The organism is Pseudomonas sp. AC136 (assembly GCF_979258585.1).
The window spans coordinates 3,782,623-3,803,789 of sequence record NZ_OZ409865.1 but is presented as its reverse complement, the minus strand read 5'-3'; the positions used below and the strand labels follow the sequence as shown (position 1 = coordinate 3,803,789).

The following is a 21,167-nucleotide window of genomic DNA, read 5'->3' as shown; positions in this document are numbered from 1 at the left end:
ATTTTCTAGCCCTTACTTGGAGTAGAGCTCGACAATCAGGCTTTCGTTGATGTCAGCCGAGAGGTCACTGCGAGCTGGAACGTTCTTGAAAACGCCCGACTTCTTCTCAGTGTCAACATCGACCCACTCAACGCGGCCACGCTGGGCACACAGCTCAAGAGCTTGAACAATGCGCAGCTGATTCTTCGATTTCTCGCGAACTGCAACCACGTCACCAGCACGAACCTGGTAGGACGGGATGTTTACAGTTTTACCGTTGATGCTGATCGCTTTGTGCGAAACCAGCTGACGTGATTCGGCACGGGTAGCACCAAAGCCCATACGGTATACAACGTTATCCAGACGGCATTCGAGCAGTTGCAGCAGGTTCTCACCAGTAGCGCCTTTCTTGCCGGCAGCTTCTTTGTAGTAACCGCTGAATTGACGCTCGAGCACGCCATAGATACGACGGACCTTCTGCTTTTCACGCAGTTGGGTACCGTAGTCGGATTGGCGACCGCGGCGCTGACCGTGGATACCAGGGGCAGCTTCAATGTTGCACTTCGATTCCAGGGCGCGAACGCCGCTTTTCAGGAACAGGTCAGTGCCTTCACGACGCGCCAGTTTGCATTTTGGACCAATGTAACGAGCCATTATCTATCGTCTCCTGATTACACGCGGCGCTTCTTCGGCGGACGGCACCCGTTATGCGGGATTGGCGTCACGTCGGTGATGCTGGCGATCTTGTAACCGCAGCCGTTCAAAGCACGGACAGCGGACTCACGACCTGGACCTGGGCCCTTGACGTTAACGTCGAGGTTTTTCAGGCCATATTCCAGCGCAGCTTGACCAGCACGTTCAGCAGCTACTTGAGCAGCGAACGGAGTGGACTTGCGTGAACCGCGGAAACCCGAACCACCAGAGGTAGCCCACGAAAGGGCGTTACCTTGACGATCGGTAATGGTCACAATGGTGTTATTAAAAGACGCGTGGATGTGGGCGATGCCATCAACCACTGTCTTTTTGACTTTTTTACGAGGACGAGCAGCAGGTTTTGCCATGACTAGATTCCTGTCGATTCGCGGGCGCGATTACTTGCGGATCGGCTTACGCGGACCCTTACGGGTACGTGCGTTGGTCTTGGTACGCTGGCCACGGACCGGAAGGCCGCGACGGTGACGAAGGCCGCGGTAGCAACCCAGGTCCATCAAGCGCTTGATTTTCATGTTGACTTCACGGCGCAGGTCACCTTCGGTGTTTACCTTTGCCACTTCGCCACGCAGAAGCTCAATCTGCTCATCGCTCAGATCTTTGATCTTTGCCGCCGGGTTAACCCCGGTGGTTGCGCAAATTTTTTGCGCAGTTGTGCGACCAACACCGAAGATGTAGGTCAGCGAGATAACAGTATGCTTGTTATCTGGAATGTTGACGCCTGCAATACGGGCCATTCAATGAAACTCCAATTGACAGCTACCTACGCCCCGGAAGCCAAGAAAAGGGCGCGAGATATTAACGCTGTAATAACAAATAAGCAACCCGACAGCGCACTAGCTGCCGGGCTTATAGCTTTTGATCACACTCAGCCTTGGCGCTGTTTGTGACGCGGTTCTGCACTGCAGATAACTCGCACGACACCTTCACGGCGAATAATCTTGCAGTTGCGGCACAGCTTTTTCACCGATGCACGAACTTTCATCACCAACTCCTCGAACCTTATGGACACATTAACGGAGCATGCCGTTGCCGTAGCCCTTCAGGTTGGCTTTCTTCATCAGGGATTCGTACTGGTGCGAAACGAGGTGCGATTGTACTTGGGACATAAAGTCCATCACAACCACTACCACGATCAGCAACGAGGTCCCGCCAAGGTAGAACGGCACGTTTGCGGCAACCACCAGGAACTGGGGCAGCAAACAAACAGCCATCATGTACAAAGCACCGAACATGGTTAAGCGAGTCAACACGCCATCGATATAGCGCGCCGATTGCTCACCTGGACGGATGCCAGGAATAAAGGCACCAGACTTCTTCAGGTTTTCCGCTACGTCTTTCGGGTTGAACATCAACGCTGTGTAGAAGAAGCAGAAGAAAACAATCCCCGCACTAAACAGCAAAATATTCAACGGCTGACCAGGAGCGATAGCCTGCGAAACATCCTGAAGCCAGCCCAAACCTGCAGACTGACCAAACCAGGCACCCAGCGAAGCCGGGAACAACAGAAGGCTACTGGCAAAAATCGCCGGAATAACGCCGGCCATGTTTACCTTCAGCGGCAAGTGGCTCGTCTGTGCAGCGAAAACCTTGCGGCCCTGCTGACGCTTGGCGTAATGCACAGCGATACGACGCTGGCCACGCTCAATGAACACCACGAAACCGATGATCGCTACCGCGAGAAGGCCGATTGCAACCAGAGCGAAGATGTTGATATCACCCTGACGCGCAGACTCGAAAGACTGCCCAATTGCACGCGGCAAACCAGCGACAATACCTGAGAAGATCAACATCGAGATGCCGTTGCCGACACCGCGCTCAGTGATCTGCTCACCCAGCCACATCATGAACATGGCACCAGCAACAAATGTGCTGACTGCCACGAAGTGAAAGCCGAAATCGCCCGAGAACGCTACACCCTGACCAGCCAGGCCAACGGACATGCCGGTTGCCTGTACAAACGCCAGAATCAAGGTGCCGTAGCGGGTGTACTGGCTAATCTTGCGACGGCCAGATTCACCTTCCTTCTTCAACTGCTCCAGCTGCGGGCTAACAGCAGTCATGAGCTGCATGATGATCGATGCCGAAATATACGGCATGATCCCCAGTGCAAAAATGCTCATGCGCTCCAGCGCGCCGCCGGAAAACATGTTGAACAAGCTAAGAATGGTCCCCTCGTTCTGCCGAAACAGATCCGCCAGCCGGTCCGGGTTGATACCTGGAACTGGGATGTGTGCACCTATCCGATAGACGATGATCGCCAACAGGAGAAAGCGCAGACGAGCCCAGAGCTCGGATAACCCGCCATTGCTGAGCGCTGAGAGAGCACCTTGCTTAGCCATTTATTCCTCGAATTTGCCGCCAGCTGCTTCGATAGCCGCGCGCGCACCTTTGGTGGCCGCGATACCTTTGAGGGTCACCGCACGAGTAATCTCACCGGACAGCATCACTTTCACGCGCTGTACGTTTTGATTAATCAGGTTGGCATCCTTCAGGGACTGCAAAGTCACAACATCGCCTTCCACTTTATTCAGCTCGGAAGTGCGAACTTCTGCACGATCCATAGCCTTCAGGGAGACGAAGCCGAACTTCGGCAGACGACGATGCAGCGGCTGTTGACCGCCTTCAAAGCCCGGAGCGATGGTGCCACCGGAGCGGGAGGTCTGACCTTTGTGGCCGCGGCCACCAGTCTTACCCAAACCGCTACCGATACCACGGCCCGGACGGTGCTTCTCGCGACGGGAACCCGGCGCAGGACTCAGATCGTTCAGGTACATGTGTTAACCCTCAACTCGCAGCATGTAGTAAGCCTTATTGATCATCCCGCGATTCTCGGGAGTATCCTGGACTTCTACAGTGTGACCGATGCGACGCAGACCCAAACCCTTAACGCACAGTTTGTGGTTAGGGATGCGGCCGGTCATGCTTTTGATCAGCGTAACTTTAACGGTAGCCATGATCAGCGGATCTCCTCGACGCTCTTGCCGCGCTTGGCAGCAATAGAACCTGGGGATTGCATAGCTTTCAAACCTTTGAAAGTGGCGTGAACCACGTTTACCGGGTTAGTCGAGCCGTAGCACTTGGCCAATACGTTCTGCACGCCAGCAACCTCGAGGACAGCACGCATAGCGCCGCCAGCGATGATACCGGTACCTTCAGAAGCAGGCTGCATGTATACCTTGGAGGCGCCATGGGCAGACTTCATTGCGTATTGCAGAGTAGTGCCGTTAAGGTCCACTTGAATCATGTTGCGACGAGCAGCTTCCATCGCTTTCTGGATAGCAGCTGGTACTTCGCGAGACTTGCCACGACCGAAACCTACACGGCCCTTGCCATCACCCACCACGGTCAACGCGGTGAAAGTGAAGATACGGCCGCCTTTTACGGTTTTAGCTACACGATTAACCTGAACCAGTTTCTCGATGTAGCCTTCGTCGTTGCCGTTGTCACGGCTGTCGCGTCTTTGATCGTTATTTGCCATAACTTAGAACTCCAGCCCGCCTTCACGAGCAGCATCAGCCAGCGCCTTGACGCGGCCGTGGTACTTGAAGCCAGAACGGTCGAATGCCACCTGAGTGACGCCAGCGGCTTTCGCACGCTCAGCAACCAGTTGGCCAACTTTCGTGGCCGCGTCGATGTTGCCAGTGGCACCAGTACGCAGATCCTTGTCCAAAGTCGAAGCGCTTGCCAAGACTTTGCTGCCGTCGGCCGAGATGACCTGGGCGTAAATGTGCTGCGAAGAGCGGTACACGCAGAGACGCACGGCTTCTAGCTCGTGCATTTTCAGGCGTGCTTTGCGAGCGCGACGCAGTCGAGTAACTTTTTTGTCGGTCATTTGCTATGCCCTACTTCTTCTTCGCTTCTTTACGGCGGACGACTTCGTCTGCGTAACGCACACCTTTACCTTTGTAAGGTTCTGGCGGACGGAAGTCACGGATCTCAGCGGCCACTTGACCTACCAGCTGCTTGTCGATGCCCTTGATCAGGATATCGGTTTGGCTAGGAGTTTCTGCGGTTACGCCTTGTGGAAGTTCGTAATCCACCGGGTGCGAGAAGCCAAGTGCCAGGGAAAGGATTTCGCCTTTAGCCTGAGCCTTGTAACCAACACCAACCAGCTGCAGCTTGCGCTCGAAGCCTTGGCTGACGCCGATTACCATGTTGTTCACCAACGCACGGGTGGTACCGGCCATTGCACGAGTTTGTTGGTCGCCATTGCGAGCAGCGAAACGCAACTCACCAGCTTCCTCAACAATTTCAACGGACGAATGAACGTTCAGTTCGAGAGCGCCTTTGGCACCCTTCACCGAGAGCTGTTGGCCGGCGAGTTTGATCTCGACACCAGCTGGCAGCTTAACGGGGTTCTTAGCAACGCGAGACATGCTTGTTCCCCCCTTAGAACACGGTGCAGAGCACTTCGCCGCCGACACCGGCAGCGCGCGCAGCACGATCCGTCATCACACCTTTGTTGGTGGAGACGATGGAAACGCCGAGACCGCCACGAACTTTCGGCAGATCATCAACGGACTTGTACTGGCGCAGGCCTGGACGGCTGACGCGCTTCACTTCTTCGATGACCGGGCGGCCTTCGAAATATTTCAGCTCGATGGACAGCTGCGGCTTGACGTCGCTGCTGATCTGAAAACCCGCGATGTAACCTTCGTCCTTCAGGACTTTGGCTACAGCCACCTTCAACGTGGAAGAGGGCATGCTTACGACGGACTTTTCAGCCATCTGGGCATTACGGATACGAGTTAGCATGTCCGCTAACGGGTCCTGCATACTCATGGGCTAGGTGCTCCTGAAACAAAAGAATTAGCCAAACGGCTACTGCATGTCGCTAGAAAAATGCCGTGCATATAAAAGCCAGGCTCAGGCGAGCCGAGCATTCTAGAGACTGATTAAAAATGAATCAAGCCCCAAAAGGGGCTTGATTCATTTTTGCTCTGTACCAGGGCCAACTCCGTAAAGAGCCGACCCCGGTTTGTCGAGACTTCGACTTACCAGCTGGCTTTCACCAGACCTGGCACATCACCGCGCATTGCAGCTTCGCGCAGCTTGTTACGGCCGAGGCCGAACTTGCGGTACACGCCGTGCGGACGACCGGTGATGCGGCAACGGTTACGCAGGCGCGAAGCGCTGGCGTCACGTGGTTGCTTTTGCAGAGCGATCTGCGCTTCCCAACGAGCTTCCGGACTGGCGTTCGGATTAACGATGGTAGCTTTCAGCTCAGCACGCTTTTTGGCGTACTTGGCAACCGTTTGCTGACGCTTCAGCTCGCGGTTTTTCATGCTTGTCTTGGCCATGTTCCTACTCCGATCAGTTGCGGAACGGGAATTTGAAAGCACGCAGCAAGGCGCGACCTTCATCATCCGTACGAGCAGTAGTGGTCAGGGTGATGTCCAGACCGCGCAGCGCGTCGATTTTGTCGTAATCGATTTCCGGGAAAATGATCTGCTCTTTAACGCCCATGCTGTAGTTGCCACGACCGTCGAAGGACTTGGCATTCAGGCCGCGGAAGTCACGCACGCGCGGCAGGGAGATCGAAAGCAGACGATCCAGGAATTCGTACATACGTTCGCGACGCAGGGTCACTTTCACGCCGATCGGCCAACCTTCACGAACTTTGAAGCCCGCGATGGATTTCTTGGCATAAGTCACAACGACTTTCTGACCGGTGATCTTTTCCAAATCCGCTACCGCGTGTTCGATGATTTTCTTGTCACCGATCGCTTCGCCAAGACCCATGTTTAGGGTGATTTTGGTAACGCGCGGAACTTCCATCACGTTCGAGAGCTTGAGTTCTTCCTTAAGCTTCGGAGCGATTTCTTTCCGATAAATCTCTTTTAGTCGTGCCATGGTCTTCTACCTAGCAGTGTTCAAGCATCAACCGCTTTTTGGGTCGACTTGAAGACACGAATTTTTTTGCCTTCTTCTACTTTGAACCCAACGCGATCAGCCTTGCTGGTTTCAGAGTTGAAAATGGCGACGTTAGAAGCGTGCAGAGGCGCTTCTTTCTCGACGATACCGCCTTGAACGCCCGACATAGGGTTCGGCTTGGTATGGCGCTTCACCAAGTTGATCCCACCAACGACCAAACGGTCGTCAGCGAGAACCTTGAGCACCTTGCCACGCTTACCTTTGTCTTTGCCGGCGATCACGATGATCTCGTCGTCACGACGAATCTTTTGCATGTCGGATCTCCTTACAGCACTTCAGGGGCGAGCGAGACGATCTTCATGAACTTCTCAGAGCGAAGTTCACGGGTCACGGGCCCAAAGATACGGGTGCCGATCGGCTCTTGCTTGTTGTTCAGCAGAACAGCAGCGTTGCCATCAAAGCGAATGATCGAACCGTCAGGGCGACGAACGCCGTGACGCGTGCGGACTACTACTGCAGTCATCACTTGGCCTTTCTTCACTTTACCGCGCGGAATTGCTTCTTTGACGGTAACTTTGATGATGTCGCCGATGCCGGCATAACGACGATGCGAACCGCCCAACACCTTGATGCACATAACACGACGAGCGCCGCTGTTATCAGCTACATCGAGCATGGATTGAGTCTGAATCATATAATTTCTCCGACCCCTAGTCCTTAGACTTCCACTGCGCGTTCAACGACTTCAACCAGTGCCCAATTTTTGGTCTTGGCCATCGGACGAGTTTCACGAATAGTGACTTTGTCGCCGATGTGGCACTGGTTGGTCTCGTCGTGGGCGTGCAATTTGGTCGAACGCTTCACGTATTTACCGTAGATCGGGTGCTTAACGCGACGCTCGATCAGTACGGTGATGGTCTTGTCCATCTTGTCGCTGACGACACGGCCAGTCAGCGTACGGACAGTTTTTTCAGCTTCAGCCATGATTACTTACCTGCCTGCTGGTTAAGCACAGTCTTCACGCGAGCGATGTCGCGCTTAACTTGCGAGAGCAGGTGAGACTGCCCCAACTGACCAGTTGCTTTCTGCATACGCAGATTGAACTGGTCGCGCAGCAGGCCGAGCAGTTGCTCGTTCAGCTGCTGTGCTGATTTTTCACGAAGTTCATTCGCTTTCATCACATCACCGTCCGTTTAACAAAGGAGGTGGCGAGCGGCAGCTTTGCAGCAGCCAGGGCGAAAGCCTCACGCGCCAGCTCTTCGGAAACGCCTTCGATCTCGTACAGGACTTTGCCTGGCTGGATCTGGGCTACCCAATATTCAACGCTACCCTTCCCTTTACCCATCCGCACTTCGAGAGGCTTCTTGGTAACAGGCTTGTCAGGGAACACGCGAATCCAGATTTTCCCGCCACGTTTTACGTGACGAGTCAGAGCACGACGAGCGGACTCAATCTGACGGGCGGTGAGACGACCGCGGGCAACAGACTTCAGCGCGAACTCGCCGAAGCTGACTTTGCTACCGCGCTGTGCCAGACCACGGTTGTGGCCTGTCATCTGCTTGCGGAACTTCGTACGCTTTGGTTGCAACATTTGGCGTACCCCTTACTTAGCAGCTTTTTTACGAGGCGCTGGTGCTTGTGGTTTCAGTTCTTCTTGGCGACCACCAATTACTTCGCCTTTGAAGATCCAAACCTTTACACCAATCACACCATAAGTGGTGTGCGCTTCGTACGTGGCATAGTCGATATCGGCACGCAGGGTGTGCAATGGCACACGACCTTCGCGATACCACTCGGTACGGGCAATTTCTGCGCCGCCCAAACGACCGCTCACTTGGATTTTGATGCCCTTGGCACCAATACGCATGGCGTTCTGTACAGCGCGCTTCATAGCGCGACGGAACATCACGCGACGCTCCAGCTGCTGAGCTACGCTCTGCGCAACCAGCATACCGTCGAGCTCCGGCTTACGGATCTCTTCGATATTGATGTGCACAGGCACACCCATTTGCTTGGTCAGGTCCTGACGCAGCTTCTCAACATCTTCACCTTTCTTCCCGATAACGATACCTGGACGAGCGGTATGGATGGTGATGCGTGCAGTCTGAGCCGGGCGATGGATATCGATACGGCTTACGGACGCGCTTTTTAGTTTGTCTTGGAGGTATTCACGCACCTTCAGATCTGCGAACAAATAGTCCGCATAAGTCCGACCGTCTGCGTACCAGACGGAGGTGTGCTCCTTGACGATTCCCAGGCGAATGCCAATGGGATGTACTTTCTGACCCATCTCTTCGACTCCGTTACTTGTCAGCAACCTTGACAGTGATATGGCAAGACCGCTTGACGATGCGATCAGCACGGCCTTTGGCACGTGGCATGATGCGCTTCAGCGAACGCCCTTCGTTGACGAAAACAGTAGAGACTTTAAGGTCGTCTACGTCAGCGCCTTCGTTGTGCTCGGCGTTGGCTACAGCCGACTCCAGCACTTTCTTCATGATTTCCGCGGCTTTCTTACTGCTAAAAGCCAGCAGGTTGAGCGCTTCGCCCACCTTCTTCCCGCGGATTTGGTCGGCGACCAAGCGGGCTTTCTGGGCGGAGATTCGAGCGCCCGACAACTTAGCGGCTACTTCCATTTCCTTACCCCTTAACGCTTGGCTTTCTTGTCAGCCACGTGCCCGCGATATGTACGGGTACCGGCGAACTCGCCCAGTTTGTGACCGACCATGTCTTCGTTCACGAGAACTGGAACATGTTGACGACCGTTATGCACAGCTATGGTCAGACCGACCATTTGTGGCAGGATCATCGAACGACGCGACCAGGTTTTCACCGGTTTGCGATCGTTCTTTTCCACCGCCACTTCGACCTTCTTCAGTAGGTGAAGATCGATAAAAGGACCTTTTTTCAGAGAACGTGGCACTGTCGTATCCCTCTATTTACTTGCGACGACGGACGATCATGTTATCGGTGCGTTTGTTACCACGAGTCTTCGCGCCCTTAGTCGGGAAGCCCCATGGAGACACCGGATGACGACCACCAGAGGTACGACCTTCACCACCACCATGTGGGTGGTCAACCGGGTTCATGGCAACACCACGAACGGTTGGGCGAACGCCACGCCAGCGCTTGGCACCAGCTTTACCCAGCGAACGCAGGCTGTGCTCGGAGTTCGAGACTTCGCCCAGGGTCGCACGGCATTCAGCCAGTACTTTACGCATTTCACCGGAACGCAGACGCAAGGTCACGTATGCGCCTTCACGAGCGATCAGCTGTGCCGAAGCACCAGCGGAGCGAGCGATCTGAGCGCCTTTACCCGGCTTCAACTCAACACCATGAATGGTGCTACCCACTGGGATGTTACGCAGTTGCAGCGAGTTGCCCGGCTTGATCGGGGCGAGAGCGCCCGAGATCAGCTGGTCGCCAGCACTCACGCCTTTAGGGGCGATGATGTAACGGCGTTCGCCGTCTGCATACAGCAGCAGTGCGATGTGAGCGGTACGGTTTGGATCGTATTCAATACGCTCGACTGTGGCAGCGATGCCATCTTTGTCGTTGCGACGGAAATCGACCAGACGGTAATGCTGCTTATGGCCACCACCGATGTGACGAGTGGTAATACGGCCATTGTTGTTACGACCACCAGTCTTCGACTTCTTCTCGAGCAGCGGTGCGTAAGGAGCGCCTTTGTGCAGCTCCTGGTTGACCACCTTGACCACAAAACGGCGGCCAGCGGAGGTCGGTTTGCATTTAACGATTGCCATGATGCTCCCCTTCCTTACTCAGCACTGCTGCTGAAGTCGAGATCTTGACCCGGCTGAAGGGAGATAACTGCCTTCTTCCAGTCGTTACGCTTGCCCAGACCGCGAGCAGTACGCTTGCTCTTACCCAGAACATTCAGGGTAGTAACACGCTCTACTTTCACGCTGAACAGGCTTTCGACGGCCTTTTTGATTTCCAGCTTGGTTGCATCGGTAGCAACCTTGAAAACGAACTGGCCTTTTTTGTCAGCCAAAACCGTGGCTTTCTCAGAGACGTGCGGGCCAAGTAGCACTTTAAATACGCGTTCCTGGTTCATCCCAGCAGCTCCTCGAATTTCTTCACGGCCGACACAGTGATCAACACTTTGTCGTAGGCGATGAGACTAACTGGATCGGAACCCTGCACGTCGCGGACATCTACGTGTGGAAGGTTACGAGCAGCGAGGTACAGATTCTCGTCGACGGAGTCGGAAACAATCAGTACGTCGGTCAGGCCCATGCCATTCAGTTTGTTCAGCAGGTCTTTGGTTTTCGGTGCATCAACAACGAAATCCTGAACCACAACCAAACGATCAGTGCGGACCAGCTCAGCGAGGATGGAGCGCAGTGCTGCGCGATACATCTTCTTGTTGAGCTTTTGGCTGTGATCCTGAGGACGAGCAGCGAAAGTGGTGCCGCCGCCGCGCCAGATTGGGCTACGGATGGTACCAGCACGAGCACGACCAGTACCCTTCTGACGCCATGGGCGCTTACCGCCACCACGAACATCGGAACGGGTCTTCTGCTGAGCAGTACCTTGACGGCCGCCGGCCATGTAGGCCACGACTGCTTGGTGAACCAGCGTCTCGTTGAACTCGCCGCCGAAAGTCAGTTCGGAAACTTCGATCGCTTGAGCGTCATTTACATTTAATTGCATTTTCGCTTCCCCTTAACCGCGAGCCTTGGCTGCCGGACGCACAACCAGGTTGCCACCGGTAGCGCCAGGAACAGCGCCCTTTACCAGCAGCAGATTGCGTTCAGCGTCGACGCGCACAACTTCGAGGGACTGCACGGTCACGCGCTCAGCGCCCATATGACCGGACATTTTTTTGCCCTTGAATACACGACCAGGAGTCTGGCACTGGCCGATAGAGCCAGGGACGCGGTGGGAGACGGAGTTACCGTGGGTGTTATCTTGACCGCGGAAGTTCCAGCGCTTGATGGTACCGGCGAAGCCTTTACCCTTGGACTGACCGGTGACATCCACCAGCTGACCTGCTTGGAAAATTTCTGCATTGATCAGATCGCCAGCCTGGTACTCGCCTTCTTCAAGACGGAATTCCCAGACGCCGCGACCGGCAGCTACGTTTGCTTTAGCGAAGTGACCTGCCTGAGCAGCAGTCACGCGCGAAGCACGACGCTCACCGACAGTGACTTGCACTGCACGATAGCCATCGCTTTCTTCAGTTTTGAACTGGGTGACGCGATTCGGCTCGATCTCAATGACCGTAACCGGAATGGAGACACCTTCTTCGGTGAAAATACGGGTCATACCGCATTTACGACCGACTACACCAATAGTCATGTTGTAAACCTCATGAGTGTACGGGGCTTTCACCCGCTATGGCCGCCCATTTCAGAGCGTTACACGACTAAAACCAGACGGTTTTAGCCGAGGCTGATCTGAACTTCTACGCCAGCTGCAAGATCAAGCTTCATAAGAGCGTCAACGGTTTTATCCGTTGGTTGGACGATGTCCAGAACGCGCTTGTGAGTGCGAATCTCGTACTGGTCACGCGCGTCTTTGTTGACGTGCGGGGAAACCAGAACAGTGAAACGCTCTTTGCGAGTGGGCAGAGGAATCGGACCACGCACTTGAGCACCAGTACGTTTCGCGGTTTCCACGATTTCCTGGGTGGACTGGTCAATCAGGCGATGATCAAAAGCCTTCAACCGAATCCGGATTTGTTGATTTTGCATTGTCCACAGACTCCCAGTTGCTATTCCCAACGCGCGCAATACGCCCGTTAAAAGGAGGCGCAATTCTATAGATGCCCCCTACGGGTGTCAACTCAATAAAAAAACCCCCGCAAGCGGGGGTTTTTTCTAGCCAATCAACGATTACTCGATGATTTTGGCAACTACGCCAGCACCAACGGTACGGCCGCCTTCGCGAATCGCGAAACGCAGACCATCTTCCATGGCGATCGACTTGATCAAGGTAACAACCATCTTGATGTTGTCGCCTGGCATTACCATCTCAACGCCTTCCGGCAGTTCGCAGCTACCAGTAACGTCGGTAGTACGGAAGTAGAACTGAGGACGGTAGCCTTTGAAGAACGGAGTGTGACGACCACCTTCGTCTTTGCTCAGGATGTAAACCTCAGCTTCGAACTTGGTGTGCGGCTTAACCGAACCCGGCTTGGCCAGTACTTGACCACGCTCAACGTCTTCACGCTTGGTACCACGCAGCAGAACGCCGCAGTTCTCGCCAGCACGACCTTCGTCGAGCAGTTTGCGGAACATTTCAACGCCGGTGCAGGTAGTCTGAGTGGTGTCACGCAGACCAACGATTTCCAGAGGCTCTTGAACCTTGACGATACCGCGCTCGATACGACCGGTAACTACAGTACCGCGACCCGAGATCGAGAATACGTCTTCGATTGGCATCAGGAATGGCTTGTCGATAACACGAACTGGCTCAGGAATGTAGCTATCCAGAGTCTCAACCAGCTTCTTGACAGCGCTGGTGCCCATTTCGTTGTCGTCTTGGCCGTTCAAAGCCATCAGAGCCGAACCGATGATGATCGGAGTGTCGTCGCCTGGGAACTCGTAAGTGCTCAGCAGATCACGAACTTCCATCTCTACCAGTTCCAGCAGCTCAGCGTCGTCCACCATGTCAGCCTTGTTCAGGAAGACAACGATGTAAGGAACGCCTACCTGACGGGACAGCAGGATGTGCTCACGAGTTTGCGGCATCGGACCATCAGCGGCCGAGCAAACCAGGATCGCGCCGTCCATCTGAGCAGCACCAGTGATCATGTTTTTTACGTAGTCAGCGTGACCTGGGCAGTCAACGTGCGCGTAGTGACGCACGGCCGAATCGTATTCAACGTGAGCGGTGTTGATGGTGATACCACGAGCTTTTTCTTCTGGAGCGCTGTCGATCTTGTCGAAGTCAACACGAGCCGAACCGAAAACCTCGGAGCAAACACGGGTCAGAGCAGCGGTCAGAGTGGTTTTACCGTGGTCAACGTGACCGATGGTGCCAACGTTGACGTGCGGTTTGTTACGTTCAAATTTTTCTTTAGCCACGACAATAAACTCCTTGCCTAAAGGGGCTGATATCAGCCTTGTTTTTTGATCAGAGCTTCGACGATGTTCGACGGAGCTTCAGAGTATTTGGAGAATTCCATGGAGTAGCTCGCGCGACCCTGAGACATGGAGCGGACGTCAGTCGCGTAACCGAACATCTCACCCAACGGCACTTCGGCGCGGATAACCTTGCCTGAAACCGTATCTTCCATGCCCTGAATCAGACCACGACGACGGTTCAAGTCACCCATCACGTCGCCCATGTAATCTTCCGGGGTTACCACTTCAACTTTCATGATCGGCTCAAGCACAACACCGCCACCTTTCTGGGCCAGCTGCTTGGTCGCCATGGAAGCTGCGATCTTGAACGCCATCTCGTTGGAGTCAACGTCGTGGTAGGAACCATCAAACACGGTAGCCTTCAGGCCGATCAGCGGATAGCCGGCAACAACGCCGTTCTTCATCTGCTCTTCGATGCCCTTCTGGATTGCCGGGATGTACTCCTTCGGAACCACACCACCTACCACTTCGTTGACGAACTGCAGACCTTCCTGACCTTCGTCAGCAGGTGCGAAGCGGATCCAGCAGTGACCGAACTGGCCACGACCACCGGACTGACGAACGAACTTACCTTCGATTTCGCAGTTCTTGGTGATCTTCTCGCGGTACGAAACCTGCGGCTTACCGATGTTGGCTTCAACACCGAATTCGCGCTTCATACGGTCGACGAGAATGTCGAGGTGCAACTCACCCATTCCGGAGATGATGGTCTGACCAGTCTCTTCGTCGGTTTTGACGCGGAACGATGGGTCTTCCTGAGCGAGCTTACCCAGAGCGATACCCATTTTTTCCTGGTCGTCCTTGGTCTTGGGCTCTACGGCAACCGAGATAACCGGCTCCGGGAAGTCCATACGAACCAGGATAATTGGCTTGTCAGCGGAGCACAGGGTGTCACCGGTGGTGACGTCCTTCATGCCGATCAGGGCAGCGATGTCGCCAGCGCGTACTTCTTTGATCTCTTCGCGGGTGTTTGCGTGCATTTGCACCATACGACCCACGCGCTCTTTTTTGCCTTTAACCGAGTTGATAACGCCGTCGCCGGAGCTCAACACGCCCGAGTAAACGCGGGCAAAGGTCAAAGTACCCACGAATGGGTCTGTAGCGATCTTGAACGCCAGAGCCGAGAAGGGCTCGCTGTCGTCTGCATGACGCTCCATTTCAACAGTCTCGTCATCCGGGTCGGAACCCTTGATGGCAGGAATGTCGACAGGGGCCGGCAGGTAGTCAACGACGGCGTCGAGAACCAGGGGAACGCCCTTGTTCTTGAACGAGGAACCGCAAACAGCCAGGACGATTTCGCCAGCGATAGTACGCTGACGCAAAGCGGCCTTGATTTCCACGTTGGTGAGTTCTTCACCTTCGAGGTACTTGTTCATCAGCTCATCGCTGGCTTCGGCAGCAGCCTCAACCATGTTGCTGCGCCACTCGTTAGCCAACTCCTGCAGCTCGGCTGGAATAGCTTCGCGACGAGGAGCCATGCCCTTGTCGGCGTCATCCCAGTAAACCGCTTCCATGGTGATCAGATCGATCTGACCCTGAAAGTTGTCTTCGGCACCAATAGCCAATTGGATTGGCACCGGAGTGTGACCCAGACGCTGCTTGATCTGACCAACAACGCGCAGGAAGTTTGCGCCAGCACGGTCCATCTTGTTTACGTAAACAAGACGTGGAACGCCGTATTTGTTGGCTTGACGCCATACGGTTTCCGACTGCGGCTCAACACCCGAAGTACCGCAGAACACAACGACTGCGCCGTCGAGTACGCGCAACGAGCGCTCTACTTCGATGGTGAAGTCAACGTGCCCGGGGGTGTCGATGATGTTGAAGCGGTAGCTGTCTTTGTGCTGCTTGACGGAACCGGACCAGAAAGCGGTGGTAGCAGCAGAAGTAATGGTAATACCACGCTCCTGCTCCTGAACCATCCAGTCCATGGTCGCGGCGCCATCATGCACCTCGCCCATTTTGTGGTTCACGCCGGTGTAGAACAGTACGCGCTCAGTGGTAGTGGTTTTGCCAGCATCCACGTGCGCGACGATACCGATGTTACGGTAGCGGTTGATCGGTGTAAGACGAGCCATAAAGCCCTCGCAATATTAGAAGCGCTGAATTTAGAAGCGGTAGTGCGAAAATGCTTTGTTGGCTTCAGCCATACGGTGCACGTCTTCACGCTTCTTAACTGCAGCACCTTTGCCTTCAGCAGCATCCAACAGTTCGCCAGCCAAACGCAGGGCCATGGATTTCTCGCCACGTTTACGGGCGAAATCTACCAACCAGCGCATGGCCAGGGCGTTACGACGGGACGGACGAACTTCGACCGGAACCTGGTAAGTAGCACCGCCAACACGGCGCGACTTCACTTCGACCAGCGGAGCGATGGCGTCGAGAGCTTTCTCGAAGATTTCCAGGGGATCGCTGTTCTTACGCTCTTTAACCTTTTCCAGCGCGCCATAAACGATACGCTCGGCAACGGCTTTCTTGCCGCTTTCCATCACGTGGTTCATGAACTTGGCCAGGATTTGGCTACCGTATTTTGGATCGTCAAGCACTTCGCGCTTGGCTGCTACACGTCTTCTTGGCATGGATAAGCCCTCAAACGGTCTTCAGGTTAGCCCGGGAACAATAAAACCTCTGGATGACAATCCTGGGTTGAACGCCCGACCTTACTCTTATCGACTCAGAAAAATGAAAATCTATTTTGGGTGAAACGACCGATTACTCGGACGCTGCACTTACTTCGGACGCTTGGTACCGTATTTCGAACGGCCTTGGTTACGACCTTTAACACCGGAAGTATCCAGGGAACCGCGAACGGTGTGGTAACGAACACCTGGCAAGTCTTTTACACGACCGCCGCGGATCAGTACCACGCTGTGTTCTTGCAGGTTGTGGCCTTCACCGCCGATGTACGAGGAAACCTCGAAACCGTTGGTCAGACGAACACGGCATACTTTACGCAGTGCCGAGTTAGGTTTTTTCGGCGTGGTGGTATACACACGGGTGCATACGCCACGACGTTGCGGGCAGTTCTGCAGCGCAGGAACGTCTGATTTCTCGACGATACGCTTACGCGGCTGACGTACCAGCTGGTTGATAGTTGCCATCTACTAGCTCCACTGTTGTCTTTCGACGCTATTGTCTTACAAGAAAAACAAAATGGCAGGACATGAGTCCCGCCAAATTTAGGGGTACAAGAGTCTAAAGAGCTTCTGGCACCCCGTCAAGACAAGGCCCGGTGAGGCTTTCGCTTCACCGGGCCCTGACCCGATTGGCAACCTGTAGCGATTACAGGTTGTTCAACGCTTCCGACAGTTGAGCTTCAGCTTCGCTGGCGCTCACTTGAACCGGCTTGCCGGCTTCACGACGACGCTTACGCTCGCTGTGATAAGCCAGGCCCGTACCGGCTGGAATCAGACGACCTACCACCACGTTCTCTTTCAAGCCGCGCAGGAAGTCGCGCTTGCCGGTAACCGCAGCCTCAGTGAGGACGCGCGTGGTTTCCTGGAAGGAAGCCGCCGAGATGAACGATTCGGTGGACAGCGACGCCTTGGTGATGCCCAACAGCACGCGGTCAAACTTGGAGATGAACTTGTCGTCAGCACTCAGACGCTCGTTCTCACCCAGTACGTGTGTCAGTTCCATCTGGTCGCCCTTAATGAAACTGGAGTCGCCGGATTCGGTGATCTCAACTTTACGCAGCATCTGACGCAGGATGGTTTCGATGTGCTTGTCGTTGATCTTCACGCCCTGCAGGCGGTAAACGTCCTGGATCTCGTTGACGATGTACTTGGCCAGCGCGCTGACGCCCAACAAACGGAGGATGTCGTGCGGATCGCTCGGACCGTCGGAGATGACTTCGCCGCGGTTCACTTGTTCGCCTTCGAAGACGTTCAGGTGACGCCATTTCGGAATCAGCTCTTCGTACGGATCGCTACCGTCGTTCGGGGTGATAACCAGACGGCGCTTGCCTTTGGTTTCCTTACCGAACGCGATGGTGCCGCTGACTTCCGCCAGGATCGAGGCTTCTTTCGGACGACGCGCCTCGAACAAGTCGGCAACACGCGGCAGACCACCGGTGATGTCGCGGGTTTTCGAAGTTTCCTGCGGGATACGGGCGATAACATCACCGACACCCACTTGCACACCATCCGCCACACCGACCAGGGCGTTGGCTGGCAGGAAATACTGAGCCGGTACGTCGGTACCTGGCAGCAGCAAGTCTTTGCCATCGATGCCAACCATCTTCACAGCGGGACGGATGTCCTTGCCGGCGGCCGGGCGATCTTTCGGATCCAGTACTTCAATATTGGTCAAACCCGTCAATTCGTCAGTCTGACGCTTGATGGTGATGCCTTCTTCCATGCCCACATACGTCACGGTACCTTTCATTTCGGTAACGATCGGGTGGGTGTGCGGATCCCATTTGGCGACGATAGCGCCGGCATCCACTTTGTCGCCTTCCTTGACGGAAATAACGGCGCCGTACGGCAGCTTGTAACGCTCGCGCTCACGACCGAATTCATCGGCCAGAGCCAGCTCACCGGAACGCGATACTGCAACCAGGTTGCCGTCAGCACGCTCAACGTGTTTCAGGTTATGCAGACGGATTGTGCCGCCATTTTTCACCTGAATGCTGTCAGCAGCTGAGGTCCGGCTTGCCGCACCACCGATGTGGAACGTACGCATGGTCAGCTGGGTACCCGGCTCACCGATCGACTGAGCAGCAATTACGCCAACAGCTTCGCCGATGTTGATCTGGTGACCACGAGCCAGGTCGCGACCGTAGCACTTGGCGCAAATACCGTAGCGGGTTTCGCAGCTGATCGGCGAACGCACGATCACTTCATCGATGCTGTTCAGCTCGATGAACTCAACCCACTGCTCATCAACCAATGTGCCGGCTGGAACGATGACTTCTTCAGTGCCTGGTTTGAACACGTCGCGGGCAATAACTCGGCCCAGTACGCGCTCACCCAGAGGCTCAACTACGTCACCGCCTTCAATGTGCGGAGTCATCAGCAAGCCGTGCTCAGTACCGCAATCGATCGCGGTAACAACCAGATCCTGAGCTACGTCAACCAGACGACGAGTCAGGTAACCGGAGTTCGCGGTTTTCAACGCGGTATCCGCCAGACCTTTACGAGCACCGTGCGTGGAGATGAAGTACTGAAGTACGCTCAGGCCTTCACGGAAGTTCGCGGTGATCGGCGTCTCGATGATCGAGCCGTCCGGCTTGGCCATCAGGCCACGCATACCAGCCAGCTGACGAATCTGAGCTGCCGAACCCCGGGCACCGGAGTCAGCCATCATGTACATGGAGTTGAAGGACTCCTGATCCACTTCTTTACCATGACGGTCGATGACTTTCTCTTTCGAGAGGTTCGCCATCATCGCCTTCGACACTTCGTCGTTGGCCTTGGACCAGAGGTCGATCACCTTGTTGTACTTCTCGCCCTGGGTAACCAGGCCCGAGGCGTACTGGCTTTCGATTTCTTTAACTTCTTCGGTAGCCGCATCAATGATGCGCGCTTTCTCATCAGGGATGACGAAGTCATTCACACCGATGGAAACGCCGGAGATAGTTGAATAGGCGAAGCCGGTGTACATCAACTGGTCAGCGAAAATCACGGTGTCCTTCAAGCCAACGGTGCGATAGCACTGGTTGATCAGCTTGGAGATCGCCTTTTTCTTCATCGGCTGGTTGACGACGTCGTACGGCAGGCCAGCAGGAACCACCTGGAACAACAGCGCGCGGCCGACGGTGGTGTCAACGATGCGGGTGTTCTTGGTGATGCTGCCATCGCGGTCTTTGATGACCTCGTTGATACGCACCTTAACTTTGGCGTGCAGCGCTGCTTCGCCGGCGCGGAATACGCGGTCGACTTCCTGCAGGTCTGCAAACACGCGGCCTTCGCCTTTGGCGTTGATCGCTTCGCGGGTCATGTAGTACAGACCCAATACAACGTCCTGCGACGGAACGATGATTGGCTCACCGTTGGCTGGCGACAGAATGTTGTTGGTCGACATCATCAACGCGCGCGCTTCCAACTGGGCTTCCAGTGTCAGCGGTACGTGTACGGCCATTTGGTCGCCGTCGAAGTCGGCGTTGTACGCGGCGCAGACCAGCGGGTGCAGCTGAATAGCTTTACCTTCGATCAGTACTGGTTCAAACGCCTGGATACCCAGACGGTGAAGGGTCGGCGCACGGTTGAGGAGCACGGGGTGTTCGCGAATCACTTCAGCGAGAACGTCCCAAACCTCTGGCAGCTCGCGCTCAACCATTTTCTTCGCGGCTTTGATGGTGGTGGCCAGGCCACGCATTTCCAACTTGCCGAAAATGAACGGTTTGAACAGCTCGAGGGCCATCTTCTTCGGCAGACCGCACTGGTGCAGACGCAGAGTCGGGCCCACGGTAATAACGGAACGACCGGAGTAGTCCACGCGCTTACCGAGCAAGTTCTGACGGAAACGACCTTGCTTACCCTTGATCATGTCGGCCAAGGATTTCAGCGGACGCTTGTTCGAGCCAGTGATGGCACGACCGCGACGGCCGTTATCGAGCAAGGCGTCAACCGCTTCCTGCAGCATGCGCTTTTCGTTGCGCACGATGATGTCCGGTGCGGACAGATCGAGCAGGCGCTTCAGACGATTGTTACGGTTGATTACCCGACGATACAGATCGTTGAGGTCGGACGTGGCGAAACGACCACCATCCAGCGGAACCAATGGACGCAGATCTGGCGGCAGAACCGGCAGAACGGTCAGCACCATCCACTCTGGGTGGTTTCCGGAACCCTGGAAGGCTTCCATCAACTTCAGACGCTTGGACAGCTTCTTGATCTTGGTTTCAGAGTTGGTCTGCGGAATCTCTTCACGCAGGCGGCCGATTTCGTGCTCCAGATCGATAGCGGTGAGGAGCTCGCGAACAGCCTCGGCACCCATACGGGCGTCGAAGTCGTCACCGAACTCTTCGATGGCTTCGAAATATTGCTCGTCGTTCAGCAACTGACCCTTTTCCAGGGTAGTCATGCCCGGATCGATAACGACATAGCTCTCGAAATAGAGAACGCGCTCGATATCACGCAGGGTCATGTCCAGCAGCAGGCCGATACGGGACGGCAGCGATTTCAGGAACCAGATGTGGGCAACCGGCGAAGCCAGTTCGATGTGCGCCATGCGCTCACGACGAACCTTGGCCAGCGCAACTTCAACGCCGCACTTCTCGCAGATCACGCCACGGTGCTTGAGGCGCTTGTACTTACCGCACAAGCACTCATAGTCTTTTACTGGGCCAAAGATCTTGGCGCAGAACAGGCCGTCACGCTCAGGTTTGAACGTACGGTAGTTGATGGTTTCCGGCTTTTTAACTTCACCGAAGGACCACGAACGGATCATCTCTGGCGACGCCAACCCAATACGGATGGCATCGAACTCTTCGACTTGACCCTGGTTTTTCAGCAAATTCAGTAGGTCTTTCAAGGCCTTTCC

The 21,167-nt window shown here is 55.0% G+C and carries 31 protein-coding genes; all 31 read right to left on the bottom strand.

The window, feature by feature from the left end; all coding sequences use genetic code 11:
• Positions 1–12: 12 nt before the first annotated feature.
• The 31 genes from rpsD to rpoC all read right to left on the bottom strand — a co-directional run bounded on the left by rpsD (position 13) and on the right by rpoC (position 21,158).
• A complete protein-coding gene (gene rpsD, locus ACZZZU_RS16965) occupies positions 13–633 on the bottom strand; it encodes a 30S ribosomal protein S4 (protein ID WP_122493535.1) in 621 nt (206 codons plus the stop codon).
• A gap of 17 nt (positions 634–650) precedes the next feature.
• Positions 651–1,040: a 30S ribosomal protein S11 gene (rpsK, locus tag ACZZZU_RS16960; protein ID WP_002555466.1), complete on the bottom strand. Its 390-nt coding sequence runs from the start codon at positions 1,038–1,040 to the stop codon at positions 651–653.
• Positions 1,041–1,070: 30 nt separating this feature from the next.
• Complete coding sequence (gene rpsM / locus ACZZZU_RS16955; protein ID WP_108096520.1) at positions 1,071–1,427, bottom strand: 30S ribosomal protein S13; 357 nt, start codon at positions 1,425–1,427, stop codon at positions 1,071–1,073.
• Between the two features lie 131 nt (positions 1,428–1,558).
• Entirely contained in the window at positions 1,559–1,675 is a 117-nt protein-coding gene (gene rpmJ, locus ACZZZU_RS16950; RefSeq protein ID WP_002555468.1) for a 50S ribosomal protein L36, read from the bottom strand.
• Between the two features lie 28 nt (positions 1,676–1,703).
• On the bottom strand, positions 1,704–3,032 hold the full coding sequence (gene secY / locus ACZZZU_RS16945) for a preprotein translocase subunit SecY (protein ID WP_122493536.1): 1,329 nt from the start codon (positions 3,030–3,032) through the stop codon (positions 1,704–1,706).
• Positions 3,033–3,467: a 50S ribosomal protein L15 gene (gene rplO, locus ACZZZU_RS16940; RefSeq protein ID WP_108096522.1), complete on the bottom strand. Its 435-nt coding sequence runs from the start codon at positions 3,465–3,467 to the stop codon at positions 3,033–3,035.
• A gap of 3 nt (positions 3,468–3,470) precedes the next feature.
• A complete protein-coding gene (gene rpmD, locus ACZZZU_RS16935) occupies positions 3,471–3,647 on the bottom strand; it encodes a 50S ribosomal protein L30 (protein WP_003176408.1) in 177 nt (58 codons plus the stop codon).
• A gap of 2 nt (positions 3,648–3,649) precedes the next feature.
• Entirely contained in the window at positions 3,650–4,171 is a 522-nt protein-coding gene (gene rpsE, locus ACZZZU_RS16930; RefSeq protein ID WP_108096524.1) for a 30S ribosomal protein S5, read from the bottom strand.
• A gap of 3 nt (positions 4,172–4,174) precedes the next feature.
• Positions 4,175–4,525, bottom strand: coding sequence for a 50S ribosomal protein L18 (gene rplR, locus ACZZZU_RS16925; RefSeq protein WP_110618212.1), 351 nt, complete (start codon positions 4,523–4,525; stop codon positions 4,175–4,177).
• Between the two features lie 10 nt (positions 4,526–4,535).
• Positions 4,536–5,069: a 50S ribosomal protein L6 gene (gene rplF, locus ACZZZU_RS16920; RefSeq protein ID WP_108096526.1), complete on the bottom strand. Its 534-nt coding sequence runs from the start codon at positions 5,067–5,069 to the stop codon at positions 4,536–4,538.
• 13 nt (positions 5,070–5,082) lie between these two features.
• The gene (gene rpsH, locus ACZZZU_RS16915; protein ID WP_108096527.1) at positions 5,083–5,475 is read right to left on the bottom strand and encodes a 30S ribosomal protein S8; all 393 of its coding nucleotides are present in this window, start codon (positions 5,473–5,475) and stop codon (positions 5,083–5,085) included.
• A gap of 212 nt (positions 5,476–5,687) precedes the next feature.
• On the bottom strand, positions 5,688–5,993 hold the full coding sequence (rpsN, locus tag ACZZZU_RS16910) for a 30S ribosomal protein S14 (RefSeq protein ID WP_463551252.1): 306 nt from the start codon (positions 5,991–5,993) through the stop codon (positions 5,688–5,690).
• A 13-nt stretch (positions 5,994–6,006) separates the two neighbouring features.
• Entirely contained in the window at positions 6,007–6,546 is a 540-nt protein-coding gene (gene rplE, locus ACZZZU_RS16905) for a 50S ribosomal protein L5 (RefSeq protein ID WP_110618210.1), read from the bottom strand.
• A gap of 20 nt (positions 6,547–6,566) precedes the next feature.
• Positions 6,567–6,881, bottom strand: a complete 315-nt coding sequence (gene rplX, locus ACZZZU_RS16900; RefSeq protein ID WP_056836274.1) for a 50S ribosomal protein L24 — start codon at positions 6,879–6,881, stop codon at positions 6,567–6,569.
• An 11-nt stretch (positions 6,882–6,892) separates the two neighbouring features.
• Positions 6,893–7,261 (bottom strand): 50S ribosomal protein L14, encoded by a 369-nt coding sequence (gene rplN / locus ACZZZU_RS16895; protein ID WP_003289207.1) that lies wholly within the window; start codon positions 7,259–7,261, stop codon positions 6,893–6,895.
• A gap of 23 nt (positions 7,262–7,284) precedes the next feature.
• The gene (gene rpsQ, locus ACZZZU_RS16890) at positions 7,285–7,551 is read right to left on the bottom strand and encodes a 30S ribosomal protein S17 (RefSeq protein WP_108096530.1); all 267 of its coding nucleotides are present in this window, start codon (positions 7,549–7,551) and stop codon (positions 7,285–7,287) included.
• Between the two features lie 2 nt (positions 7,552–7,553).
• Entirely contained in the window at positions 7,554–7,745 is a 192-nt protein-coding gene (gene rpmC / locus ACZZZU_RS16885; RefSeq protein WP_002555481.1) for a 50S ribosomal protein L29, read from the bottom strand.
• Entirely contained in the window at positions 7,745–8,158 is a 414-nt protein-coding gene (rplP, locus tag ACZZZU_RS16880; RefSeq protein ID WP_110618209.1) for a 50S ribosomal protein L16, read from the bottom strand. Before rplP ends, rpmC begins: the two co-directional genes overlap by 1 nt.
• Positions 8,159–8,170: 12 nt before the next feature.
• Positions 8,171–8,857 carry a 30S ribosomal protein S3 gene (gene rpsC, locus ACZZZU_RS16875; protein WP_027982006.1) on the bottom strand — a complete coding sequence of 229 codons (687 nt, stop codon included), beginning with the start codon at positions 8,855–8,857 and terminating at the stop codon, positions 8,171–8,173.
• A gap of 13 nt (positions 8,858–8,870) precedes the next feature.
• On the bottom strand, positions 8,871–9,203 hold the full coding sequence (gene rplV, locus ACZZZU_RS16870) for a 50S ribosomal protein L22 (protein WP_003103908.1): 333 nt from the start codon (positions 9,201–9,203) through the stop codon (positions 8,871–8,873).
• Between the two features lie 11 nt (positions 9,204–9,214).
• Positions 9,215–9,490: a 30S ribosomal protein S19 gene (gene rpsS / locus ACZZZU_RS16865; RefSeq protein ID WP_003255482.1), complete on the bottom strand. Its 276-nt coding sequence runs from the start codon at positions 9,488–9,490 to the stop codon at positions 9,215–9,217.
• Positions 9,491–9,506: 16 nt separating this feature from the next.
• The gene (rplB, locus tag ACZZZU_RS16860; protein WP_108096532.1) at positions 9,507–10,331 is read right to left on the bottom strand and encodes a 50S ribosomal protein L2; all 825 of its coding nucleotides are present in this window, start codon (positions 10,329–10,331) and stop codon (positions 9,507–9,509) included.
• Positions 10,332–10,345: 14 nt separating this feature from the next.
• Positions 10,346–10,645 carry a 50S ribosomal protein L23 gene (rplW, locus tag ACZZZU_RS16855; protein WP_002555488.1) on the bottom strand — a complete coding sequence of 100 codons (300 nt, stop codon included), beginning with the start codon at positions 10,643–10,645 and terminating at the stop codon, positions 10,346–10,348.
• Positions 10,642–11,244, bottom strand: a complete 603-nt coding sequence (gene rplD / locus ACZZZU_RS16850; RefSeq protein WP_122493538.1) for a 50S ribosomal protein L4 — start codon at positions 11,242–11,244, stop codon at positions 10,642–10,644. The genes rplW and rplD overlap by 4 nt, the downstream gene beginning before the upstream one ends.
• Before the next feature lie 12 nt (positions 11,245–11,256).
• The gene (gene rplC / locus ACZZZU_RS16845; protein ID WP_122453851.1) at positions 11,257–11,892 is read right to left on the bottom strand and encodes a 50S ribosomal protein L3; all 636 of its coding nucleotides are present in this window, start codon (positions 11,890–11,892) and stop codon (positions 11,257–11,259) included.
• Positions 11,893–11,975: 83 nt separating this feature from the next.
• Positions 11,976–12,287: a 30S ribosomal protein S10 gene (rpsJ, locus tag ACZZZU_RS16840; protein ID WP_003186070.1), complete on the bottom strand. Its 312-nt coding sequence runs from the start codon at positions 12,285–12,287 to the stop codon at positions 11,976–11,978.
• Positions 12,288–12,428: 141 nt separating this feature from the next.
• Positions 12,429–13,622 carry an elongation factor Tu gene (gene tuf, locus ACZZZU_RS16835; protein ID WP_122453844.1) on the bottom strand — a complete coding sequence of 398 codons (1,194 nt, stop codon included), beginning with the start codon at positions 13,620–13,622 and terminating at the stop codon, positions 12,429–12,431.
• 32 nt (positions 13,623–13,654) lie between these two features.
• Positions 13,655–15,760, bottom strand: a complete 2,106-nt coding sequence (gene fusA / locus ACZZZU_RS16830; RefSeq protein WP_463551251.1) for an elongation factor G — start codon at positions 15,758–15,760, stop codon at positions 13,655–13,657.
• Between the two features lie 30 nt (positions 15,761–15,790).
• On the bottom strand, positions 15,791–16,261 hold the full coding sequence (gene rpsG, locus ACZZZU_RS16825; protein WP_002555493.1) for a 30S ribosomal protein S7: 471 nt from the start codon (positions 16,259–16,261) through the stop codon (positions 15,791–15,793).
• Between the two features lie 150 nt (positions 16,262–16,411).
• Complete coding sequence (rpsL, locus tag ACZZZU_RS16820) at positions 16,412–16,783, bottom strand: 30S ribosomal protein S12 (protein WP_003186084.1); 372 nt, start codon at positions 16,781–16,783, stop codon at positions 16,412–16,414.
• 181 nt (positions 16,784–16,964) lie between these two features.
• Positions 16,965–21,158: a DNA-directed RNA polymerase subunit beta' gene (gene rpoC / locus ACZZZU_RS16815; RefSeq protein WP_122493539.1), complete on the bottom strand. Its 4,194-nt coding sequence runs from the start codon at positions 21,156–21,158 to the stop codon at positions 16,965–16,967.
• Positions 21,159–21,167 lie beyond the last annotated feature (9 nt).

What these genes read in the sequence shown, in the direction of transcription:
- rpsD (WP_122493535.1), bottom strand. Translation starts at nt 633, where the DNA reads ATGGCTCGTTACATTGGTCCAAAATGCAAACTGGCGCGTCGTGAAGGC.
- rpsK (WP_002555466.1), bottom strand. Translation starts at nt 1,040, where the DNA reads ATGGCAAAACCTGCTGCTCGTCCTCGTAAAAAAGTCAAAAAGACAGTG.
- rpsM (WP_108096520.1), bottom strand. Translation starts at nt 1,427, where the DNA reads ATGGCCCGTATTGCAGGCGTCAACATTCCAGATAACAAGCATACTGTT.
- rpmJ (WP_002555468.1), bottom strand. Translation starts at nt 1,675, where the DNA reads ATGAAAGTTCGTGCATCGGTGAAAAAGCTGTGCCGCAACTGCAAGATT.
- secY (WP_122493536.1), bottom strand. Translation starts at nt 3,032, where the DNA reads ATGGCTAAGCAAGGTGCTCTCTCAGCGCTCAGCAATGGCGGGTTATCC.
- rplO (WP_108096522.1), bottom strand. Translation starts at nt 3,467, where the DNA reads ATGTACCTGAACGATCTGAGTCCTGCGCCGGGTTCCCGTCGCGAGAAG.
- rpmD (WP_003176408.1), bottom strand. Translation starts at nt 3,647, where the DNA reads ATGGCTACCGTTAAAGTTACGCTGATCAAAAGCATGACCGGCCGCATC.
- rpsE (WP_108096524.1), bottom strand. Translation starts at nt 4,171, where the DNA reads ATGGCAAATAACGATCAAAGACGCGACAGCCGTGACAACGGCAACGAC.
- rplR (WP_110618212.1), bottom strand. Translation starts at nt 4,525, where the DNA reads ATGACCGACAAAAAAGTTACTCGACTGCGTCGCGCTCGCAAAGCACGC.
- rplF (WP_108096526.1), bottom strand. Translation starts at nt 5,069, where the DNA reads ATGTCTCGCGTTGCTAAGAACCCCGTTAAGCTGCCAGCTGGTGTCGAG.
- rpsH (WP_108096527.1), bottom strand. Translation starts at nt 5,475, where the DNA reads ATGAGTATGCAGGACCCGTTAGCGGACATGCTAACTCGTATCCGTAAT.
- rpsN (WP_463551252.1), bottom strand. Translation starts at nt 5,993, where the DNA reads ATGGCCAAGACAAGCATGAAAAACCGCGAGCTGAAGCGTCAGCAAACG.
- rplE (WP_110618210.1), bottom strand. Translation starts at nt 6,546, where the DNA reads ATGGCACGACTAAAAGAGATTTATCGGAAAGAAATCGCTCCGAAGCTT.
- rplX (WP_056836274.1), bottom strand. Translation starts at nt 6,881, where the DNA reads ATGCAAAAGATTCGTCGTGACGACGAGATCATCGTGATCGCCGGCAAA.
- rplN (WP_003289207.1), bottom strand. Translation starts at nt 7,261, where the DNA reads ATGATTCAGACTCAATCCATGCTCGATGTAGCTGATAACAGCGGCGCT.
- rpsQ (WP_108096530.1), bottom strand. Translation starts at nt 7,551, where the DNA reads ATGGCTGAAGCTGAAAAAACTGTCCGTACGCTGACTGGCCGTGTCGTC.
- rpmC (WP_002555481.1), bottom strand. Translation starts at nt 7,745, where the DNA reads ATGAAAGCGAATGAACTTCGTGAAAAATCAGCACAGCAGCTGAACGAG.
- rplP (WP_110618209.1), bottom strand. Translation starts at nt 8,158, where the DNA reads ATGTTGCAACCAAAGCGTACGAAGTTCCGCAAGCAGATGACAGGCCAC.
- rpsC (WP_027982006.1), bottom strand. Translation starts at nt 8,857, where the DNA reads ATGGGTCAGAAAGTACATCCCATTGGCATTCGCCTGGGAATCGTCAAG.
- rplV (WP_003103908.1), bottom strand. Translation starts at nt 9,203, where the DNA reads ATGGAAGTAGCCGCTAAGTTGTCGGGCGCTCGAATCTCCGCCCAGAAA.
- rplB (WP_108096532.1), bottom strand. Translation starts at nt 10,331, where the DNA reads ATGGCAATCGTTAAATGCAAACCGACCTCCGCTGGCCGCCGTTTTGTG.
- rplW (WP_002555488.1), bottom strand. Translation starts at nt 10,645, where the DNA reads ATGAACCAGGAACGCGTATTTAAAGTGCTACTTGGCCCGCACGTCTCT.
- rplD (WP_122493538.1), bottom strand. Translation starts at nt 11,244, where the DNA reads ATGCAATTAAATGTAAATGACGCTCAAGCGATCGAAGTTTCCGAACTG.
- rplC (WP_122453851.1), bottom strand. Translation starts at nt 11,892, where the DNA reads ATGACTATTGGTGTAGTCGGTCGTAAATGCGGTATGACCCGTATTTTC.
- rpsJ (WP_003186070.1), bottom strand. Translation starts at nt 12,287, where the DNA reads ATGCAAAATCAACAAATCCGGATTCGGTTGAAGGCTTTTGATCATCGC.
- fusA (WP_463551251.1), bottom strand. Translation starts at nt 15,760, where the DNA reads ATGGCTCGTCTTACACCGATCAACCGCTACCGTAACATCGGTATCGTC.
- rpsG (WP_002555493.1), bottom strand. Translation starts at nt 16,261, where the DNA reads ATGCCAAGAAGACGTGTAGCAGCCAAGCGCGAAGTGCTTGACGATCCA.
- rpsL (WP_003186084.1), bottom strand. Translation starts at nt 16,783, where the DNA reads ATGGCAACTATCAACCAGCTGGTACGTCAGCCGCGTAAGCGTATCGTC.